The organism is Alteromonas sp. B31-7 (genome assembly GCF_015767655.1).
GTDB lineage: Bacteria > Pseudomonadota > Gammaproteobacteria > Enterobacterales > Alteromonadaceae > Alteromonas > Alteromonas australica.
Window position 1 is genome coordinate 4,353,644 of record NZ_CP065233.1, and the last position, 21,704, is coordinate 4,375,347.

The following is a 21,704-nucleotide window of genomic DNA, read 5'->3' on the forward strand; positions in this document are numbered from 1 at the left end:
GAGGCTGCTATCTTGCGATAGCAGCCTCGTAACATGCGCGATTAGGTTTAAAATCGTGTTAGAACTGTGCTTTAAACGCTACACCAAAATAACGGTCTGCGTCCCTTGGAATTTGATAGCGAAAGTTATCACCGCTATACGTCGTCGCATAGCTTTCATCAAGTAAGTTTTTGGCGATTAAAGACACCCGGAAAGCATCATCTTTAAACGACATACCCACGCTAGCATTCACCATGGTGTAGTCAGGCAGTAACGAGGCCGCGTTGAATTCGCCGGTATTACCCGGCAGGTCTGAGTACTGCTCATCGGTATAGATATATGACGCATTGTAGTAAATGTCGAAGCCATACTCGGTTTCCATAATATACTCTGCTGATATTGAGTATTTAAGGTCAGGGGAGAAAGGCACATCTAAGCCAGAGCGATCAGTACAGGCATCAGCGTCTACTTCAGCAGGGCAATTAAACTCGTCGATTTCAGCTTTGGTGTAAGCCACGCCACCAATCAGAGTAAGATTGTCCGTCGCATTGTACATAAAGTCTAGTTCAACACCTTGGGTGGTGACGTTACCCGCGTTAGTTAAGCGAGTAATACAGGCACCGTCAGAACAGTCAAAGTTGTTCGCCTGAAAGCCTTCAATATCAGTGGAGAATACAGCCACATTTAGTAGTAAATCACGGCTAGCGTATTTATAACCAACCTCATAGGCATCCGACTCTTCTGCCCCAATAGGTCTGCCATCATTCTCGGGGTTAAAGTTGTAATAGACGTTAAAGCCTGGACCTTTATAGCCTTGCGAATAAGTACCGTAAATCATTTGGCCTTTCGCGATATCGTATTGAATTCCAACACGACCAGACAAATTGGTTTCATCGACACTCCCTGCAGCATCAGTATCTAATGTAGCAGGGCGCACGCCAACACCCGTGCGGCCATATTCATCGTTGTTCACACGCCGGTGGGTGTAAGACACTTCGTCATCGGTATAGCGCAATCCAAAAATTAAACGCATGTCATCGCTAAGATCGTAAGTCCCGTCACCGTACAAGGCCCAGTTGTTAAACTCTGTGCTCATGTAAGCTGTGGCCGACACAATATCATTGGCGTTACAGCTTACACCCAATGAATCGGCATAAGCGCCTAAATCAGATAACGCGGTTGTTAAGTCGTCACCGGAAAGGTTGTTTTCGGCATAATTGGTCAATGCAGCATCTAACTGCCCAGCATTGTTTTGACAACTCGCGTCACGGGTAAAGCTTCGCTCGGAGTCCATATTCCAGTAGAACAAGCCGGCTAAGAAATTGAAGGGGCCAGACAGGTTAGATGCAACGCGGAACTCCTGTGAAAACTGACTCCACTCTTGCGGGCCCACATCATGTAATTGGAAAGGTGCGCCAAATACCGGTTCGTTACTGTCCCCCGCAATGGAAGTGAAATCGCCCTCACGGTATTCGGTATTTTCCCACGAACGCTGTGCAGTAATTGAGGTGTAAGTATAGTCACCCACGGTTTTGTCTACTTGCACAGAAAACGCAGCATGATCGTCGATGGTTCGCGACTCAAAATCATGATCGATTTGACGCTGATCCAAATCGATATCAGCGACACCATCAACAATGCCATCACTATTTGGCGCAGCTTCTGAATCAGGGTTACGACCACTTGGCAAGCCTTCTAAATCGGCACAGCAGTCATCGTCTGCGCTATAGAATTCGCTAATAAATTTAACCGTTAAATCGTTTGCAGGCTCGTAAAGCACAACCGCACGTGCCCCTTCACGATCGTAGCCATTTACCATTTCATTGTTGTAGACATTTTTTATGTAGCCATCAAACTTGCCTTGGAAGACCGTTAAACTGGCAGATAATTCATCGGTTAAGCCACCGCTTACCGTCCCTTTCATACGGTATTCATTGTCTTGATAAAACTCAGTAGAAAGGCTGCCGGTTAGCTCTTGTGTAGGATCTTTCGTAGTAATATTCACCACACCTGCCGACGCATTTTTACCAAACAGCGTACCTTGCGGGCCTCGCAACACTTCAATACGGTCAACATCGTAAAGGTCGGCAAACGCTTGACCCGAGCGCCCTAATACGACGCCATCCACGACAGTAGCGACACTAGGTTCAGCGGCAATACTAAAAGAAATGGTGCCAATGCCTCGCACGGTAAGTGCGGAGTTTCGAGTAGTGGTGCCTTTTCGGAAACTAACAGAGGGGACTAACGCTTGAAGGTTTTCAACATTGTTTGCGAAAGCGGATTCAATCTGGTCGCCCCGTAGTACGGAAACCGCAACCGGTACATCACTGATGCTCTGCACACGTTTTTGTGAAGTTACGACAATTTGTTCAAACGACTTATCATCGTCTGGCGCTTGTGCAGGCTCTGCTTCTTGCGCGTAGGTGTGGGCGCTAACGAGCAGTCCAGACGTCATAGCAAGCGTGACCGCTTTACTTATGATTGATCGCTTTGTATTCATGTTGTTCTCCAGGTGTTTCGCTTATCACATGTAGGTTTACGACACGTGTTAATTCCCGCCTTATTAAGGGGGTGATTTATCGCAAGCCCATCACGCGTGGTTTTTATTGTGCGGCGTAGAATTAGAGTACAGCGCTACGCAGTGCGTTTATGAACCTTGTTTATTGATATAAGATATCTTGCGTCTAATGTCTTATATAAGAGTTATTAAGTTAAACAATTGTTAAAGAGTTTGCAAACGTTATGTTAATTTTTTTGTGTTTTTTCTGTACAGCCCCGTAGAAACGGGGCGAATACTTATAGACCAGGCGTAGCAAGACGCTTTAGGCCTCGCTCGTATTTAAAGCGCCACCACTTCAGGCTAAAGCCGATAGCGACAAAACAGGTGCTCCATAGCGCGAAAAGCGATGGAACAAAGAGATTGCTAATGCCGCCAACAAACCCAACAGGAGAGAACATGAGATAGAGGGTGACAATCAGGCCTACCAGCACTATGGCGCAGGGAATAGCGTAACGCCAAGGTGTCATATTCACTTCCGCTTTAGGCGTAAAGTGCCAGGGGGTTTGCAGGGGGTACAGACGGCCTATAACCAGCATAATGGCGAGCTCTATGGCAAATAAGATGGCATAGATGTGAATAAAGTTAATGTCTACTTCCCACACAAATTTTAGCAATCCGTAAGCAATCACATGGAAAATAATGGCAACTTTTGCCGCTAAAGCTGGTACCCGTTTGGTAAATAAGCCTACCAACACAATGGTAATAACAGGAATGTTATAAAACCCGGTGAAGATACGAATAATTTGCCACAGGCCCTCAGGGGCAAACATTAAAAGCGGAGCCGTAATAAATGATAAGACAGCAATAACCAAGCTGGTTATTTTGGCCACACGAATAAGCTTCTCATCTGTCACTTTGTCTTTTTTCAGAGGCTTATAAACATCTAAACAAAACAGCGTGGCAGCACTATTGAGTAACGAGTTGAACGAACTGAATACTGCGCCCAGCAAAACAGCCAAAAAGAAGCCAGACAAATATTGAGGTAGTACGTCTTTCACCAAATGAGGATAGGCTAAGTCGATGGTTTGTAAGTTCTCATCTTGATATAGATGATACGCAATCACACCAGGTAGCATCATCATAAAGGGCACTAGCACTTTAAAGTAACCAGAGAAAAGCACACCTTTTTGCCCTTCTACGAGGTTTTTAGCCCCCAGAGTGCGTTGAATCACATATTGGTTAGTCCCCCAATAAAACAAATTAGCGAGGATCATGCCGGTAAATATGGTGCCAAAAGGCACAGGATCGTCACGACTGCCTATGGCATTCAGCTTTTCTGTTTCTGTGGTGGCAATGGTCGATAAACCCTGACTGAAACTGCCATCACCCAGCGCGATTAACCCCAATACAGGCACCAAGAGCCCTACAATTAACAAACCAATACCATTAATCGTATCCGAAACCGCCACGGCTTTAAGACCACCAAAAATAGCATAGAGCGCACCCACGGTTCCCACAACAATAATGGTAAAGACCAATGACGCTTCATAGCTAATATTGAGTAACCCGGGTACATCAAATAGCCTTAGAACAGCAATAGAGCCTGAATACAGCACTGAAGGAATGGTGACCAAAGAGTAGCCCACCATGAAAAGCACCACCGTCATTCTTCGCACGCTGTCATCGAATCTGTTGCGCAAAAATTCAGGGAGCGTTGAAAACGCTCCTGCCAAATATCGGGGGAGAAAAATTAACGCCATAATGATGGTGGATATACCTGCGGTGACCTCCCATGCCATGGCGCTTAAGTTATAGCCAAATGCAGAGCCGTTTAGCCCGATGAGTTGCTCTGCAGACAAATTAGTGAGAATCATAGACCCAGCAATAAAGGTGCCGGTAAGCCCTCTCCCAGCGAGGAAATACCCATCTTGAGTATTCACTTCGCCTTTGGTTTTCATGTACGAAATTACGGCCACAATAGCCATAAACGCCATGCATGATAATAGGGTTAGGGTGATATCCATGTACGACTCCTAGGGCTTATGCCGGCCAAAAGTGGGTGTTGGTCATGTCCATATCGGTATGCTGAACATCAGGTCCCATCACAATCTGCTTACCTTTTCGGATAAACACCGCCACTTCATCAAGGGCTAGCGATTCCTCTTTGTACTGACCTCCACCTACGGTTTCGTCTGTGCCCAATCGCACCCAATCCCCTTCGGGTAAGTAGTACTTAATTTTCCCACCAGGGACCACACATGGCACTACGAGCAAATCATCGCCGCACATAAATTGCTGTTCAAAGCTATGGCATACGGGCTGTTCTGGGAAAGCGAGTGCCATGGCGCGCTGCACAGGCAAACCCGTCTTCGATGCTTTTTCAGCCGTTTGCTTTAAATAAGGAATAAGACGGTAGCGCAGTTTTAGCGCATTAAACACCGCTTGAGACGCTTCATCGCCGTACGACCAAGGTTCTCGCGGGCCAATACCATGAAGGCGCATATGGGCACTAAATACGGACGCTTGCGCCCAACGGACATAAAGCTCTGCATCACGGGTATCTTTATAAAAACCGCCAATATCGGTAGCAAAGAAAGGCCCACCAGACATACCCCATGATAAACTACCGCGAATACTGGCAGCTAAACCATGCCAATCAGCCTGTGGGTCGCCGCCCCATTGTGATGGATAGCGTTGGCTGCCCGTCCACGCTGAACGGCTAAACAAAAATGGCCCCGTTTTACAGTACTTTTCAGCCGCTTCGTAAACACAGCGGTTGTACAGCATGCTATAAACATTATGCAGGCGGTTGCCCGTGTCACCGCTGTACGACACCATATTGTCGTCTTCTAGCTGCTCGCCAAAGTCAGCCTTAATCATATCTACACCCAGTTCAAATAATGGCTTGTGCGAGGTTTTCCAAAATTCGTAGGCGTCAGGATGAGTAAAGTCTAAAATGCCAGAATCAGGCAAAGGCGTAAGCACTTCACCAAACGGACTTAAATCCCACTCGTAGCGATAAGCTTCGCCGGTACGCTTGTCTTTAATTAACCAGCCTTTTTCTGCGGCCTTTTTATACAGTGGGTTTTTCACTGAAATCATTGGGTATTCCCATACGCAAATTTTAAAACCTAGGGATTTCAGTTCATCAATAACCGGTTGGGGATCAGCGTAGCGTGTTGGATCCCACTCAAATGCAAAACGGGTATCGGTATCTTGCCAAGCGCGGCCATCTAATGTGATCACATCGCAGGGCATATTTTTTTCGCGGACTTCTCTTGCCACCGACAAGAGTTCTTCTGCGTCTTTGTAGTAGGCCTTTGACAAAATAACACCAAGACTCCAAGTAGGAGGCGTTGGGGCAAAGCCTGTTAGCTGGCTATAGGTGTGAATACTTTTTGCGGGGCTGTCTTGGTGATAAATGAACATATCAAGCACCGCATCTTCAACAAGGCACACATAGGCGCGCTGAGACCAAAGCGCATAGCCAACGCCATGGGTAACGGGTGCAGGGGTATGCACAAACAGGTTCCAACCTTCAGGGCTCCACGCATAAGGGGTATTTTTGTAGGATTTCTCGGCATTCACGCCCAGCGCATCATGATTGTACGAACGTACTAGCTGCCCCCGTTTATCTAACTTGCCCCATTTTTCACCTAACCCATAAACAGCTTCGTCGTAGTTAAGTTCTAAACTGATTAACCAACCACTGTCAGTTTTTGCCAAAGGCGGCAGACGATGTTGGCGCACAAAATGACCATCCGTCGCGCTCTGCTGTACTAAGGTGTCGTTCTTGTACAGTTTAAAATGCAGCGGAGAAGCATATAGCTCAAGACGGTAATCGCCCCCTGTTAACGTGCTGTGGGATTTATCGCCTTTAAGGGTAAGCCTTTCATTTTGTGGAACCGTGCACAGCATTTTGAATTGATCATCTTGGCTTTCACCTGCTTGAAGGCGCATTCCAAAGGCGCTAATGGAAAGCTTGAGTTCGCCATACTGGGTAGGAACCACAAGCGTGGTATCGTTTGCAAGAAACGGCTGCGCTGTGATGTCGGCAGCCACAATATCATTCCAATTTGGTTCAATTAGACTAAACGCATTACCCATTTATACATTACCTTTAATGTCTTATATAAGACACAAGTTAATGAAATGTAACTCGAGTGTCAATCACGAATGATAAATTTATGAAAATTCCGATCACATATACAGAAGTTTTTAAAAAGAGACATTCCGTACAATCAGGGTAAAACCACTTAAAGAAAGCATACTTAGCGCTAATAAGCGAACAAAAGACGCGGGTATGCGAGCAGCTATAAGACGGCCAATACGAGTAAATATTAAAATAACAGGCACGGCGCACAGGGTCGACACAAAAATTTCTTCGGAAGGCAGTGTTCCAAAAGGCACAATGGCTAGCCTCAGCAACGAGGTGACGCTAAACACCGCCAACAAGGTAAAGCGAATTTCATGAATGGGCCAATGTTGGCGATAGCATTGAAATACCACCGGCGGACCAAACGTGGAAAATAGCCCCCCAAGCAAACCGCCCAACGCTCCCGCTATTGTAAATCCGGTCGCACTACCTGAAGGTACGCTATGTTTACGTTTTGCCAGCAGAAGGCCGCAACAACTAAGAATCGCCACTCCAAGGATGATGTTAAGCCAGGTTGCCATGCCAGCCGAAAGGTATTCTAGTAATGCATAACCCACCCCCATCAAGGGAATACCGCTTACGAGTAAAAGCGTAAATGCTCGCCTGTTCACTTGCTCGGTATTTTTAAGTACTAAGCTTACCGAGTTGAACAGACTTAAAAAACTCACCACAAAGGTGGTGGCGGTAAGCGGCATAATATTAAACAGGGTAAAACTCGATACCACCATAAGACCAAACCCAAAAGCGCTTAAGGTTTGCAGAAGCGTAGCCAAACCAAGAAGCGCAAACATGGGGAGGAGTGTTTCCAGTAGCATCTCGTGTTATTCCTTCGATGTATGTGATTTATATTAAAAATGCGCTATAACTCTTGTGTATGATATAAAAACAAAAACTAAGCATTGGGTTACGGTTACATGTCTTCATCACAATTCGACCACAAACTTGGCGGTCCAAGCCTTGCCTTCCAACCTCTTTACCAGCAGGTTGCTGAGTACATTAAGCAACTTATTGTAGAACGCAGGTGGCAACCGGGCGAAATGCTTCCAAGTGAATTCAAGCTAGCCGACGAATTTAACGTAAGCCAAGGCACTGTAAGAAAAGCCCTAACCTTGTTAACCGACACCAAAATAGTTAATCGCCGGCAAGGTGTTGGCACATTTGTATCTGAGCACACCGCACAAGATGCTTTGTTTCGCTTTTTTCCATTGCAAGCCGATGGAAAGGGAGCCGACTTACCCAAAGCCGAGCTTTTGAATAAAGCGTTAGCAGAGCCATCTGAAGCTGTTCAACTGGCACTATCTTTATCACCTAAAGATAAAGTCGTTAAGCTAAACCGCAGACGTATTCTTGATAACGAGTTCTGCATGCTCGAAGCCGTATATTTACCCGCCAAGCTTTTTGCCGATATTGAAAAGCGGGAAGATATACCTCATACGCTGTATCACTTTTACCAAACCGACTATAACCAAACGGTATTTAAAACCCGTGACAGCATTAAAGCGGTACTCGCGTCAAAAAGTGATGCGAAAAGCCTGAATATCGAAAAAGGCACACCTTTACTTCTGGTTACCCGAGTCACCGAGTCGATTGACGGTACACTCATAGAATACCGTGAAAGCAAATGTCGTACTGATCACTACCATTACCAGGTTGAATTAGATTAACTTTTTACTTTGCAGAAAAAGCGCAATCACATACTATTTTAGCCTCACACTCATCCGCTTTCTAATCTTTATCTTCGCTTCTCTCGCGAGCTGCAACTCCTGCTAATGCCGCCTATCGCATGCTTTCGCTGATTAGGGTGAGGTTAGACCCCCTGCAACCATTAAAAGATCCAGCCCTATTTGTTAACACTTTGTTGACATCGCTGGTTACGTATAATAACTTATGTCTTATACAAGACTAAAGTATTCTTTGTGAGGTTATACCTAACACCGCAATTGAAGTAAAACCCTTTAGATTAAATTTTCGACTGACAAGGTGATATACGCGATGAAAAATATACCCGAGGTGGGATTTGGCTTTTGGAAAGTAGATAAAGCCACATGCGCCGATACAACCTATGAAGCCATTAAAGCTGGCTATCGCCATTTAGATTGCGCCTCCGATTACGGTAATGAGAAAGAAGTTGGTGAAGGGATTAAACGCGCTATCAATGAAGGTTTGTGTACCCGTGAAGAGCTATGGGTCACCTCGAAACTTTGGAATACTTTTCATGCGCCGGAACATGTTAGCTTAGCACTAGAAAAGTCACTGAGCGATCTTCAACTGTCGTATCTTGATCTTTACCTTATTCACTTCCCTATCGCACAAAAATTTGTTCCTATTGAAACGCGCTACCCACCTGAGTGGTTTTACGACCCTGACGCTGCAACGCCCACGATGGAGCTAGCCCCCGTTCCTCTCTATAAAACCTGGGAAGCCATGGAATCGTTGGTAGATAGCGATAAAGTGAAGCAAATAGGGGTGTGTAACTACAACACTGGCTTACTTAACGACCTAATGAGCTATGCACGCATTAAACCCGCCATGCTGCAAATTGAGTCTCATCCTTATCTTACCCAAGAGCGTCTCATCCGTTTAGCGAAAGACTATGGGTTGGCAGTAACGGCATTTTCTCCTTTAGGCGCGCTATCTTACCTTGAGCTGGAAATGGCAGATAAAACTGAATCAGTATTACAGCAAAGTGTCGTCAAAGCGGCGGCGGAAGCGCATGGTAAAACACCAGCGCAAGTCGTTTTACGCTGGGGTATACAACGTGGCAACGCCATTATTCCTAAAACTTCAAAAGTTGAGCGCATGAAAGAAAACCTTTCCTTGTTCGACTTCACGCTAAGCGACAGTGAAATGCAGGCAATTTCTGCATTGAATATAAACCGTCGATTTAACGATCCCGGGCACTTTTGTGAAGCTGCCTTCAACCGTTTCCACCCTATTTACGACTAGGAGTAAACTATGAATAACGTCAATGATACTGCTGCGGTAAAATACGCACGTGTGCCTACTCAGCACACTTACAACGACGATGTGTTTCCGCAAATAGTTGTAAATAATGATAATTGTAAAACCGTGGCGGACACGGTTGAGTTTATTAAAGCCAATCAGGCAGAGCTTGAAGCCCAACTAGCAAAAGCCGGAGCCCTGTTGTTTAGAGGTTTTCCCATCGACTCGGCCGAAACCTTTGACGTTTTTTCTGCCGGCTTTGGTTACCCGAATTTCACCTATCAAGAGTCGCTTTCTAATGCGGTGCGCATCAACTTTACCGAGCGGGTATTTACCGCCAACGAAGCACCAAAAGACGTAGAGATTTTCTTACATCACGAAATGGCGCAAACGCCTATTTCACCCAGCAAGCTGTTTTTCTTCTGTCAGTACGCCGCTGACGAAGGTGGGGCAACGCCGCTTTGCCGTTCAGATAAATTATTTGAAGCACTAAAAGCAGAAAACCCTGAATTGGCTCGTGACTTTAAAGAAAAGGGCCTTAAATATACCACCACCATGCCCGCCGCAAACGATGCAAACTCTGGCCAAGGTCGCAGCTGGAAAAGCACGCTGAGTGTTGAAAGTGTGGAAGAAGCCGAAGCTAAGTTACAAGAATTAGGCTATAGCTGGCAATGGATGGACGATGGCAGCTTAAAAGCCATTACACCTGTTTTACCCGCTGTCATAGAATTAGATGATGGGTCTGAAACCTTTTACAATCAACTTATCGCCGCCTACATGGGTTGGAAAGGGGTAAGAGAAAACCCTTCTTCGGCAATTACCTTTGGTGATGACAGCGCCATTCCCAAAGAAGGCTTAGAGAGAGTGGCGGAACTTTCAGAAGATTTCACCTTCGATCTAGAGTGGCAAGATGGCGATGTCGCTATTGTTGACAATTATCGCGCTATGCATGGTCGCCGCCCCTATTCCGGGGATAGAAAGCGAGTGGTATTGGTAGCACTTGTAGCCTCTGAGCGATAACCATCATGAATGACATAGCAGTAAAATGTAAGCACATTTGGCCGGGTCTTGGCATCGCCACCATCACTGGAATGGCCGCGTTGTTTTTAAGTGAACATTACAACGCCCCTGCTATGTTATTTGCCTTACTTCTTGGTATGGCAGTTTCATTTTTGTATCAAAATAACACCCCCTGTGCTTGTGGCATCGACTTTACCGCCAGCACGCTTTTGCGCGCGGGCGTGGTATTGCTAGGGCTGCGTATTGCCTTAGGCGATTTAGCCGTTTTAGGATGGCAAACTGCGCTGATGTTAGCGATGGCTATTTTTACCACCATCATACTTGGGGTAGTGTTAGCCAAATCTTTGGGGTTACAAAAAAGGTTCGGTGCCCTCACCGGCGGCTCTGTGGCTATATGTGGAGCGTCAGCCGCACTGGCTATTTCGACGATATTACCTAAAGGTGAAAACCACGAACGAGATACGCTGCTCACTGTTATTGGCGTGACGGCCATGTCTACCATTGCAATGGTGTTATATCCCATAGTGGCAGCCCAGCTTGGCATGTCTAATAACGAAGCCGGCATATTTTTAGGGGGCACCATTCACGATGTGGCGCAAGTTGTGGGGGCCGGTTACTCGGTTTCAGAAGACGCGGGCGATATGGCTACCCTAACTAAGTTAGTGAGAGTGGCAATGCTTATGCCTGTGGTGCTGATTATGATGCTGGTAGTCAAACGGTTTTACACCGCCAGTACGGCAAAAAACACCGCTGATGTACCCAAAATGCCCATGTTTCTTATTGGCTTTGTCGCCTTAATGCTACTAAACAGCTTTGTCACCCTACCTGAGTTTGTCATCAGTACAGGCACCGAAGTATCACGCTTTTTTCTGGTGCTATCCATTACTGCCATTGGCATGAAGTCAAACCTGGGTAAGTTGGCAGAAGTGGGTATGCTGCCTATTGTGATGATTATTACAGAAACCCTTTGGATAGCCCTTCTGATTCTCGGGTATCTATACCTAATGTAACAATATTCGCCCCAGATCAATGAGGTAAAGAAAGTGAAAAAACGTGGTTTACATTCACTGTATGCAAAAGACCCAGTACATGCCGATGAAGCCGTCTTTGGCAGAACCAGTCACCATGTAACGCGCCGAGGTTTTCTGTCTGGCTTAAAGTCGTTGTCTGTGTTGCTTGGTGCCGAAGTTGTATATGGGCAATTCATGCCCGCAGGGCTTATCCCTGCGGCATTTGCACAAACCGACAATCCTTTTACCATTGAAGGTAAAGACGGCCTGGTTGTGCTTAACGACAGGCCAGTTAATGCAGAAACCCCAGCCCACTTACTTGATGACGCGGTGACCCCCGCATCCCGTTTTTTTGTTCGTAATAACGGCATCGTGCCTGAAAGCCCTGACCCAAAAACATGGACACTCACCATAGAGGGTGAATCTGCAGCGCAATCTAAAACCTTTACCCTCGATGAATTAAAAGCCCAATTTAAACACTACACCTATCAATTAACATTGGAGTGTGGGGGCAACGGGCGCGCCGAGTTTTCCCCTGCTGCCACGGGGAATCAGTGGACCACAGGTGCAGTGGGTTGCCCTTCTTGGACAGGCGTACGCCTAAAAGACGTACTTAATGCTGTGGGCGTGAAAGACGACGCCGTTTACATAGGCTATTACGGAGACGACCAACATTTAAGTCGAACCCCGGGTAAAGCCGCCATTTCTCGCGGCGTGCCCATGAGTAAAGCGATGGAAGATGAATCGTTAATTGCCTGGGCCATGAACGATGCGCCCCTGCCATTAATGAACGGCTATCCATTGCGCTTAGTGTTTGGTGGTTGGCCGGCGTCGACCTCAGGCAAATGGCTTAAAAAAATAGTGATTCGCAACCAGATCCACGATGGCGCAAAGATGCTTGGCAAAGCCTACCGTACGCCGTGCAAACCTGTTGCGCCGGGTACTAAAGTTGCCGATGAAGACATGTGTATTATTGAAGCTATGCCGGTTAAGTCGCTTATCACTTATCCCCAATCTGGCACCGCACATACTTTATCTTCGTCTCTGGAAGTGCGCGGTCACGCATGGTGTGGTAGTGCAAGCGTAGAAAAAGTGTATACCTCCATTGATTTTGGCCAGACCTGGCAACAAGCAAGGTTAACTCGCCCCAAAAACCGCCATGCCTGGCAACACTTTAAAACCACCGTGACGTTTCCTCAGGCAGGCTACTACGAAGTGTGGGCTAAAGCAGAAGATGCAAACGGACGGGCGCAGCCTATGGTGCTGCCAGGGTGGAACCCTAAAGGTTACTTAAACAATGCCTGTCATCGTATAGCAGTAAGCGTAACGGCCTAACAATACAAAAAGTGGAGCTGTCTCATGCGTAATTGTTGTTTACTGTTTGCCCTACTGGCGGGTTTAGCTACACCTGACATGGTAATGGCTCAAAAAAGCCCTGCCCCCCACACCACTAACCAAGTTAACGTAGACCCAAAATCGGGCTTGGTCATTGCAGAAGGTTACAATATGGTTGCTGCCCATTGCAGCGCATGCCACTCGCCGTCGCTTATTACACAAAATGCCATGAGCCGAGAACGATGGCTAGAAACCATTCGCTGGATGCAAGACACACAAAAGCTTTGGCCGTTAGGTGAGGCAGAACCTGCCATTCTTGATTACCTTGCTACCTGGTACGGCCCTAAAACGCAATCCAGAAGGCCTGCTCTCGCCCCTCACCTAATGCCTAAACCTTAACCACAGTTTTGTGTCGGGCGACGTTGTCAACAAATTACCTTTCTAGAAGCGCGCAGGCCCTATACAACGGGATCTTAAAGTTTAAGTTCTGACAGACTTGGAAAATCATCAGGACGACGGCTTCCTTCCCAGATAAGTTTTCGTTCGTCATTGTTTATTGGGTGTTCATTAATGCTGGCAATACGCCGTTGCATTAATCCCTCAGAGTTAAACTCCCAATTTTCATTGCCGTAGGCACGAAACCATTGCCCGGTTTCATTTTGATACTCATAGGCAAAACGCACAGCAATTCGGTTGTCGGTGTGCGCCCAATATTCTTTCACTAATTTGTAATTAAGCTCACGAGCCCATTTTCGGGTTAAAAAATCCTCAATCTCTGCAGTACCTTTAATGAATTCAGCCCTATTTCGCCATTGGCAGTCTCCGGTATAGGCAGCAGACACACGCGCTGGAGAGCGGCTATTCCACCCATCCTCAGCTAAACGAATTTTTTCAATGGCGGTTTCTTTGGTAAAAGGGGGAAGTGGTGGTCTCATCAATTTATCCTGCAGAATTTAGGTTGCGGTAAGTATGATGGCTTGCGTGAATTAAATAATTACCATATTTTGAAATTTATAATTTCACTATATGAAATAATATGAATGTAAGACAAGGGGTAATAAAAAGGGGGCGTGGTGGATAGAATTCAAGCCATGACGGTGTTTGCCGAAGTTGCAAAACTGGGCAGCTTTGTAAGTGCGGCTGAACAACTCTCTATGTCAGCACCAGCGGTAACCCGCGCTATTGCCATGCTAGAAACGCAACTAAATACGCGGTTATTCCATCGCACTACCCGTCGCATTAGGTTAACAGAAGCAGGGCAACAGTACCTGAGTGACGTTAAACGTATACTCGCTGATATTGCCCAAAGTGAAGCCGCTATTGCCGGCGTACAATTACTACCCAAAGGCACACTACGTGTTACGGCGCCCGTATTGTTTGGCGAGCTTTATGTCACCCCAATTATCGTAGATTTTTTGCGAGATTTTCCCGAAGTCAACGTACATGGCTACATGAACGACAATGTGGTTGATTTAATTGATACGAATATCGATGTGGCTATTCGCATTAGTAAACCCAAAGATTCTGGGCTGTACGCTACTTCTGTTGGCCACGCGCAAAAAGTAACCGTCGCCTCGCCAGATTATTTAGCTCACGCACCTAAATTAACAACTCCAGAAGACTTGAAGCAACATACTTTGCTGTACCCTAGCGACTTTACCGAACCACCTGTGTGGAACTTCAAGCGAAATGGAAAAACAGTTGCTATTCGACTACAACCTAGGTTTGAGTGTAACCAAAATCGCTCAACCATTCGCGCAGCAAAAGCAGGGTTAGGAATCACACGCCTAATGTCTTATCAAGTGGCTGACGCCATAGAAAGCGGTGAGTTAGTCAACGTGCTAGAAGAGTACAACGATATTAAGTTGCCGATACAGGTAGTTAGCCTTGAGGGACGACAAAACTTAGAAAAAGTAAAAAAGTTTGTGCACTATGTGAAAAACGCGCTCGCAAAAGATACGTATTTAAACCCCTGAACTGTCAGTACTTTTTATTTTTAGTCCGCTCATAGGGTTCAACAGAAATAATGGGGTCAGAGTTAATTACCGTGAACGTATGCTCGCAAAAAGTACTCTGACCCCATTAATTTACTTGTTTTACCTAACATCAAAGAAGCTGAATGAGGGAGTTGGCGAGCGGCTTTATCACATCGCTATCGCTCCAGTACCCGCCATGGCTAGCAGGGTTCCAGGACGTGAGTAGCTTGCCAGCATTAATGGCGTGATCGTGAACAATATGATAACTGTCATCTAACTGCCGAAGCGGCCAGCCAAGTACATCATCTGCATCATAGTAATTATCCCATTTAAACTCATGTAGGTGGCTGGCATCAAAGCACTTTCGTTGAGCAAACCCGCCATTAAATAGAGGAATATTACAGCCTGTTGTAACCAAATTTCTCAGAGAATGGAGTTTAAGAAATGCCTTTTCATTCTCCGTATAGCTATTAAAACTGGGATTTTTTTCTAAAGAGAAAAAATACTTATTATGTCCTGCATCCCAAAGGTAATTTGAGATAACTTGGCAGCCAAGAGATTGCGCTACAATAACAACGGGTTTGGTGGGGTCGTTCCCTAGCTCATTTAAAGCGGTCATCAAACAATCGCGAATGGCGTACTGCGTGTCCAAATACAGGTTAATGTCTCTGTGCGCACTATGCTCAAGAGAGGCAGCATCACTAAAACTATATAAAAACCACTGTCTCAAGCCGTGCCAGTCAATATCATTGTTCGGTTCAGATTTGATTTTTTTCCACAACTGCTCTTGATTGTTATGTGTTAAGGAATAGTAGTCTACGACTTGAAATGAAACCTTATGCCATGCGTTACCCATTCGTTTAGCTAGCTTTTCTTGCAAATCTTCCTCATAGCCTTGCTTGAAAGCACCCATTCCATGCAAAGTAATTAATGCCACCTCTTTCATCTTTAGCTCCTTACTCTTTTTTCACTCGTTCCTTGTATGTGGTGACGCTGGCGTCCGACTTCTCTCACTCTTCACACCATAGATAAAGAGTTAGGACAATGCGTCGACTTACCCGCTTTACGCCGCAGTGAAATTTAATCTTGCCCAAGACTTTGGGCGCATGAGTAAGAAACAAGCTTTGAAAGTTGTAAGTAACGCACTTCCTAAAGACTTGTCGGAGACAGTTAAAAGGGGAACCTAACTTCGAAGCAAAGACGCGGTAGGAAAACCTAATTAAGTTGGCCACCCACGTGGCACATGTTTAAGTTTTACTACCACTATTTGTCGTTACCAGTTACAAATCACTCCACCGTAACACTTTTTGCGAGGTTTCTTGGCTGATCCACATCCGTCCCTTTAATTAACGCGACGTAGTAAGACAACAGCTGTAGCGGCAGTGTGTATACAATGGGCGCAATAGGCGCATCACAGTGTGGTACGTCGATAACGCGCATGGTCTCATCGCCCGCAAAACGGGCATCTTTGTCGGCAAATACGTACATGATGCCGCCCCGCGCCCGCACCTCTTCCACATTCGATTTTAGCTTTTCCAGTAGCTCGTTGTTCGGCGCTACCACAATAACCGGCATTTCTTCATCGATAAGGGCTAACGGGCCATGTTTAAGTTCACCAGAAGCGTAAGCTTCAGCATGAATGTAAGAAATTTCTTTAAGCTTAAGGGCGCCTTCCATAGCAATGGGGTACTGATCGCCGCGACCTAGAAACAGGCTGTGGTGTTTGTCGGCAAATTCTTCGGCTAAGTCTTCTATGCCTTGCGTGATGGTGAGCGTTTCTTCTAATTTTGCGGGCAAGCTGTGCAACGCACTAACAATGTCTTGCTTGTCTTGTGCGGCCATGCCGTTGTATTCACCTAGCGCCAGTGTCAACATTAAAAAAGCCGTTAACTGAGTGGTGAACGCTTTGGTTGACGCAACACCAATTTCAGCACCCGCCTGTGTCATAAAGGCTAAATCTGACTCGCGAACCAGGGAAGAACCTGGCACGTTACAAATCGCCAAACTGGCGTTGTAACCTAGCTCTTTGGCTAACCTTAACGCGGCTAACGTATCGGCGGTTTCGCCCGACTGCGAAATAGTAATCAGTAGGCTGTCAGCATGCACAACCGATTTGCGGTAGCGAAATTCTGAAGCAATTTCTACATTGCACGACACATTGGCATATTGCTCTAGCCAATACCGCGCGGTCATGCCAGCATGATAACTGGTACCACAGGCCACAATTTGCACATGCTTAACCTTAGACAATATGGCATCAGCTTCTTTACCAAAGGCATCACGGGTTAGCCCACTTTCCCCCAGTCTGTCTTTTAGTGTATTGCGTACAACTACCGGCTGTTCGTGAATTTCTTTAAGCATGTAATGGCGATACATGCCCTTATCACCAGCGTCGTGCTCTACATTCGACTCTATGACTTCTCGCTCTACAGGACACCCGTCTTTATCAAAAATCGCCACGCTTCTTCGGGTAATTTCAGCCACATCGCCTTCTTCTAAGAAGATAAAGCGGCGGGTTACAGGCAATAGTGCCATTTGGTCAGAGGCAATAAAGTTTTCACCTAACCCTAAGCCAATCACAAGGGGGCTGCCTGAACGCGCGACCACAACACGGCTGGGGTCTTCTTTGTCCATGATAACGGTACCGTATGCACCGTGGAATTCTTTCACCGCGCTTTGTACCGCACTCAATAGTGTTTCACCGGTTTTTAACGCCTCGTGCACTGTGTGGGCAATGGTTTCAGTGTCGGTATCGCTGCCAAACACGTAGCCTTTTTCTTTCAGGGCATTACGTAATTTCTCGTAATTTTCAATAATACCGTTGTGAACCACGGCTACGCGCTCATTAGAAAAATGGGGATGTGCGTTGGTTTCTGTTACGCCGCCATGGGTAGCCCACCGTGTGTGCGCAATACCCGTTGTACCTAATGCTTCGCCCTCGGCCACCGCATCGGCTAACTCTTGCACCTTACCTGTTCGGCGAATGCGAGTTAAGATGCCATCGTTTTGCAATAGGGCAACACCAGCAGAATCGTAGCCGCGATACTCAAGTCGTTTTAACCCTTCTAGCAGAATTTCAACTACATTACGTTCGGCAACAGCGCCAACAATTCCACACATAATTATTCTCCACTTGGCGCAGCAATTAATACCGTCACGCCCTGATTTTCAATTTTGAGTTTGTCTTGATTGCTAATACCGTCATCGGTGATCAACACAGAAATTTGTTCCCAACCTAATTCTAAATTCGGCATTTTATGGGTGAGTTTTTTCGAGCTGGCGAGTATAACAACCTTACTGGCAGCCGCCGCCATTGCGCGAGTGACGCCAATGAGCTCATTAAATGTTGTGGTGCCTCGATTGACATCAATGCCTGCTGCGCCAATAAATGCAATGTCAAAACTATAGGCGCTAACCAGCTGTTCAGCCATAGCGCCTTGAAAAGACTGCGATTGGCCATCCCACGTACCGCCCACCATCAACACTGTGGGCTCTTTTTCACTTTGGGTTAAAAAGTTCGCCGTAGAAAGCGTATTGGTCATAACGACTAAGTCATTTATCTGTGTCAAATAGGGCAACACAGTGGCGGTAGTAGAGCCACAATCGATAACAAGCTTGGTACCAGGCTTAACTAATTCGGCAGCCTGCTTACCTATTACGCTTGTTTTTGGGTTTTCTGTTGGCTGTGGTGGTGCGCTTCTATGAAAGCCTTTAGCCGCTGAAGTGTCGGTACTCGGGGAGGGCACGGGCACTGCTCCACCAAACTGGCGAATGAGAACACCTAGCTGCGCGAGGGCAGCTAGGTCTTTTCGAATGGTCACTTCAGAGGTATTAAATTGCGCAGCCAGCTCTTCAACCTGAGTTTGACCCTTTGCATTTACCCACGCCACTATTTTCTGGCGACGTTCCTCGACTGACTTGCTGCTCTTCAACGCACCCTCAATATTTATTTTTACTTTCAAAACGAAAGATATAAGTTTTAAACTGAAAGCATCGTAAGTTAAAATGAAACTTTGATCAAGGGCGCTGTTTAAATATACGTCAGTGTTTTACCTGTTTCACTGGCCTTTATCGCCAGTTCCATCACCCGTATAACTGGGATAACGGTGCTGGCATCAGCGGGTGAACGCTCTGCATGCTCAATAGCATGAGCAAGCCGAGTGAAAAAAGTAAGGTATTCACCTTTTTGGGTAGGAATAGTCTGTTCCACCACGTCACCGCTTTCATTGACTAGCGCTAATACGCCATCCTGTGTGGGTTCTGAGGTCGCCCAACTTGCATCGTCAAAAGGAAGGCCAGCACGTAATTGGTTTTCCTGAGGATCTAAATGGAATTTACGGAAGCTGCCTTTAGTGCCCTGTAAATCATATCGCAGGGTGGTGCCCGCCTGAAAAGCGCTACTGCCTAGCTTAATCATTTTGTCAGTGTAATGAAGTGTTATGTCGAAGGTATCATCTGATTGTCCACCTTCTCGTAAGGTAAGTATGTTTGCAGACACTGCCTCTGGCTGGCCAAACAATTGTAGTGCTTGATCGATCAAATGCGGGCCCAAATCCCAGAAGATACCACTTCCGGGACCTGCATTTTCTCGCCATCTATTCCTAGGTACAGGACGAAATCGGTCGAAACGACTGTCCAATCGTTTAATGTCGCCAAGGGTACCTTCCTTGATTAATGCTGCCAGTGTAAGAAAATCGCCATCAAAGCGTCGGTTTTGGTAAACACACAGTTGTTTACGCTGTGCGTTAGCCAGTGCAACGAGTTCGGTGGCGTCTTGGCTACTTAAGGTGAAAGGCTTTTCTACTAACACGTGACAACTATGTTCTAACGCTATTTTAGCTTGAGGCGCATGAAGATGATTAGGGGTAGTGATCACAACTAAATCCACGTCATGAATTTTAAGCGCCTCTTCTAGTGAAGCGTACACTTCTGCGTGAGGTAAAACCGCTTTAACCGCGTCTGGCTTAGAAGAGATAACCACATCAACAGAAAACTGTGGCAAATAATTCAAAAAGGGTAAATGAAAAGTGGTGGCGGAGAATCCAAAGCCAACCAATAAGGTAGAAATCATTTCAAGAGCCTATGTTAATTGGAGACCATTTTGTAAGTGAGTATACACTATCAATATACCGCAAGGATGTAAAAGCAAGAAGGCTAAGTAGGTTGAAGGAGAATAGATAAGAGGCCTAAAAGAAAGAAAAGCGAAACCAGCACAGCTTCGCTTTGGTGTATTTGCCACTCTATTAGAAATAGCCTGACTTTACTTCTTAGTTGGGCGAGGCCAATTTGCAATATTGCGCTGCTTGCCGCGGGCAACCGCAAGCGCATTTTCATCAACCTTCGAGGTTATTACTGACCCAGCTCCAACCGTGGCGTTATCGCCAATGGTGACAGGCGCCACCAGCGATGAGTTTGACCCAATAAATGCATTTTGCCCAATGGTCGTTTTAGATTTATTAACCCCATCGTAATTACAGGTAATCGTCCCCGCTCCAATATTGGCGTTAGCCCCTACGGTGGCATCACCTAAATAGGTCAGATGGTTGGCTTTGGCCCCTTCGCCAAGCACGGCTTTCTTCATCTCAACGAAGTTACCCACCTTCGCTTTGGCGTGCATTACCGCACCAGGACGTAGGCGAGCATATGGCCCTACTGTGCAGTACTCACCCACAAGCGCTTCTTCAATAATTGAATTGGCTTCTATTACCGTATTATCGGCAATTTCGCAGTTGCGTAAAATACAGTGAGCACCAATTTTTACGTTGTTGCCTAAAATTACCGTCCCTTCAACTATCACGTTGATGTCTATTTCTACGTCTTCACCCGTAGTGAGCTGGCCACGTAAATCGAATCTGTTTGGGTCGGCAAACGTTACGCCATTCATCATTAATTCGTTTGCATGGCGACGTTGTAATGCCCGTTCTAAATGTGCCAGTTGCAGGCGATTGTTAACCCCTTCCACTTCTACAATATCTTGCGGGTGCGCGGCATTGATGCGCTTGCCTTCTTTCGCTGCCATGGCAATAACGTCGGTGAGGTAATACTCACCTTGGGCATTATCGTTACTTAATGCGTTTAACCAGCGTTTCAAATCTTGACCCGACATCATCATCATGCCGGTATTAATTTCTTTTATCTCGCGCTGTGCATCGGAAGCGTCTTTATGTTCAACAATGGCGGTAATATTGTCATTTTCACGAATAATCCTGCCCATGCCCGTTGGGTCGTCAAGTTCAACGGTTAACAACGCCAAATCGCAACGGCTTTTTACCTCAATAAGCTTCGCCAGTGTTTCTTCACGAATAAGAGGGGCATCACCGACTAATACCATAACGTCTTCGTCGTCGCTGATGTGAGGCACCGCTTGTTTTACAGCATGCCCTGTGCCCAACTGTTCTTCCTGCAAGCACCAATTGAGGTTGTCGCCCTGTAATGCCGCTTTCAGCTGCGTTTTACCATGGCCATAAATTAAGTGAATATTGTTTGCATCCAAGGCGTCTACGGTATTGATAATACGCTGCACCATAGGTAAACCTCCTACTTTGTGCAGCACTTTTGGTAATGCAGACTTCATGCGAGTGCCTTTTCCGGCCGCTAATATCACCACTGAAAATGCCATTTCATTCCTTTCACATTGTTCGTATTGGAAACTGGATATAGTGTAACGAAGGATTCCAAAGAATTCAGCGATTCATTTTAATCCTTCGTCCATAAGTCTAACCTACGCTGAACAGCCTAGCAGTTCATTAAAGCAACAGGTATACTCACTCCTTTATTTGTATTCG

Annotated in this window: 17 protein-coding genes; 7 read left to right on the forward strand and 10 right to left on the reverse strand. The window is 46.1% G+C overall.

The annotated features are described in order from the left end of the window. Positions 1-58 precede the first annotated feature (58 nt). The 4 genes from IUA53_RS19055 to IUA53_RS19070 all read right to left on the reverse strand — a co-directional run bounded on the left by IUA53_RS19055 (position 59) and on the right by IUA53_RS19070 (position 7,450). Complete coding sequence (locus IUA53_RS19055) at positions 59-2,479, reverse strand: TonB-dependent receptor (RefSeq protein WP_196897604.1); 2,421 nt, start codon at positions 2,477-2,479, stop codon at positions 59-61. A gap of 296 nt (positions 2,480-2,775) precedes the next feature. Then, positions 2,776-4,503, reverse strand: coding sequence for a solute:sodium symporter family transporter (locus IUA53_RS19060; protein ID WP_196897605.1), 1,728 nt, complete (start codon positions 4,501-4,503; stop codon positions 2,776-2,778). Positions 4,504-4,519: 16 nt separating this feature from the next. Further along, positions 4,520-6,586 (reverse strand): glycoside hydrolase family 31 protein, encoded by a 2,067-nt coding sequence (locus IUA53_RS19065; RefSeq protein ID WP_196897606.1) that lies wholly within the window; start codon positions 6,584-6,586, stop codon positions 4,520-4,522. Positions 6,587-6,697: 111 nt separating this feature from the next. Continuing rightward, positions 6,698-7,450: a TSUP family transporter gene (locus tag IUA53_RS19070; protein WP_196897607.1), complete on the reverse strand. Its 753-nt coding sequence runs from the start codon at positions 7,448-7,450 to the stop codon at positions 6,698-6,700. A gap of 99 nt (positions 7,451-7,549) precedes the next feature. On the opposite strand from IUA53_RS19070, the gene IUA53_RS19075 reads away from it, so the two are divergent. The 6 genes from IUA53_RS19075 to IUA53_RS19100 all read left to right on the forward strand — a co-directional run bounded on the left by IUA53_RS19075 (position 7,550) and on the right by IUA53_RS19100 (position 13,342). Beyond that, positions 7,550-8,299, forward strand: a complete 750-nt coding sequence (locus tag IUA53_RS19075; RefSeq protein WP_196897608.1) for a GntR family transcriptional regulator — start codon at positions 7,550-7,552, stop codon at positions 8,297-8,299. 328 nt (positions 8,300-8,627) lie between these two features. Then, positions 8,628-9,581 carry an aldo/keto reductase gene (locus tag IUA53_RS19080; RefSeq protein WP_044058433.1) on the forward strand — a complete coding sequence of 318 codons (954 nt, stop codon included), beginning with the start codon at positions 8,628-8,630 and terminating at the stop codon, positions 9,579-9,581. A gap of 9 nt (positions 9,582-9,590) precedes the next feature. Further along, positions 9,591-10,598 (forward strand): TauD/TfdA family dioxygenase, encoded by a 1,008-nt coding sequence (locus tag IUA53_RS19085; protein ID WP_196897609.1) that lies wholly within the window; start codon positions 9,591-9,593, stop codon positions 10,596-10,598. 5 nt (positions 10,599-10,603) lie between these two features. After that, the gene (locus IUA53_RS19090) at positions 10,604-11,608 is read left to right on the forward strand and encodes a YeiH family protein (RefSeq protein ID WP_196897610.1); all 1,005 of its coding nucleotides are present in this window, start codon (positions 10,604-10,606) and stop codon (positions 11,606-11,608) included. A 57-nt stretch (positions 11,609-11,665) separates the two neighbouring features. After that, the gene (locus IUA53_RS19095; RefSeq protein WP_231401337.1) at positions 11,666-12,943 is read left to right on the forward strand and encodes a sulfite oxidase; all 1,278 of its coding nucleotides are present in this window, start codon (positions 11,666-11,668) and stop codon (positions 12,941-12,943) included. A 78-nt stretch (positions 12,944-13,021) separates the two neighbouring features. Beyond that, positions 13,022-13,342, forward strand: coding sequence for a hypothetical protein (locus tag IUA53_RS19100; protein WP_442859016.1), 321 nt, complete (start codon positions 13,022-13,024; stop codon positions 13,340-13,342). 74 nt (positions 13,343-13,416) lie between these two features. Here the strand turns inward: IUA53_RS19100 and IUA53_RS19105 are convergent, their stop codons facing one another. After that, positions 13,417-13,878 carry a nuclear transport factor 2 family protein gene (locus tag IUA53_RS19105; protein WP_196897612.1) on the reverse strand — a complete coding sequence of 154 codons (462 nt, stop codon included), beginning with the start codon at positions 13,876-13,878 and terminating at the stop codon, positions 13,417-13,419. A 138-nt stretch (positions 13,879-14,016) separates the two neighbouring features. On the opposite strand from IUA53_RS19105, the gene IUA53_RS19110 reads away from it, so the two are divergent. After that, positions 14,017-14,919: a LysR family transcriptional regulator gene (locus IUA53_RS19110; protein ID WP_231401202.1), complete on the forward strand. Its 903-nt coding sequence runs from the start codon at positions 14,017-14,019 to the stop codon at positions 14,917-14,919. A gap of 130 nt (positions 14,920-15,049) precedes the next feature. Here the strand turns inward: IUA53_RS19110 and IUA53_RS19115 are convergent, their stop codons facing one another. The 5 genes from IUA53_RS19115 to glmU all read right to left on the reverse strand — a co-directional run bounded on the left by IUA53_RS19115 (position 15,050) and on the right by glmU (position 21,538). Further along, complete coding sequence (locus IUA53_RS19115) at positions 15,050-15,865, reverse strand: hypothetical protein (protein WP_196897613.1); 816 nt, start codon at positions 15,863-15,865, stop codon at positions 15,050-15,052. A gap of 341 nt (positions 15,866-16,206) precedes the next feature. Further along, complete coding sequence (gene glmS / locus IUA53_RS19120) at positions 16,207-18,039, reverse strand: glutamine--fructose-6-phosphate transaminase (isomerizing) (protein WP_196897614.1); 1,833 nt, start codon at positions 18,037-18,039, stop codon at positions 16,207-16,209. Between the two features lie 2 nt (positions 18,040-18,041). Then, positions 18,042-18,851: a DeoR/GlpR family DNA-binding transcription regulator gene (locus IUA53_RS19125; protein ID WP_196897615.1), complete on the reverse strand. Its 810-nt coding sequence runs from the start codon at positions 18,849-18,851 to the stop codon at positions 18,042-18,044. A gap of 98 nt (positions 18,852-18,949) precedes the next feature. Next, positions 18,950-19,990 carry a Gfo/Idh/MocA family oxidoreductase gene (locus IUA53_RS19130; RefSeq protein WP_044058449.1) on the reverse strand — a complete coding sequence of 347 codons (1,041 nt, stop codon included), beginning with the start codon at positions 19,988-19,990 and terminating at the stop codon, positions 18,950-18,952. Between the two features lie 189 nt (positions 19,991-20,179). After that, positions 20,180-21,538 (reverse strand): bifunctional UDP-N-acetylglucosamine diphosphorylase/glucosamine-1-phosphate N-acetyltransferase GlmU, encoded by a 1,359-nt coding sequence (glmU, locus tag IUA53_RS19135; RefSeq protein ID WP_044058450.1) that lies wholly within the window; start codon positions 21,536-21,538, stop codon positions 20,180-20,182. Positions 21,539-21,704: the final 166 nt, after the last annotated feature.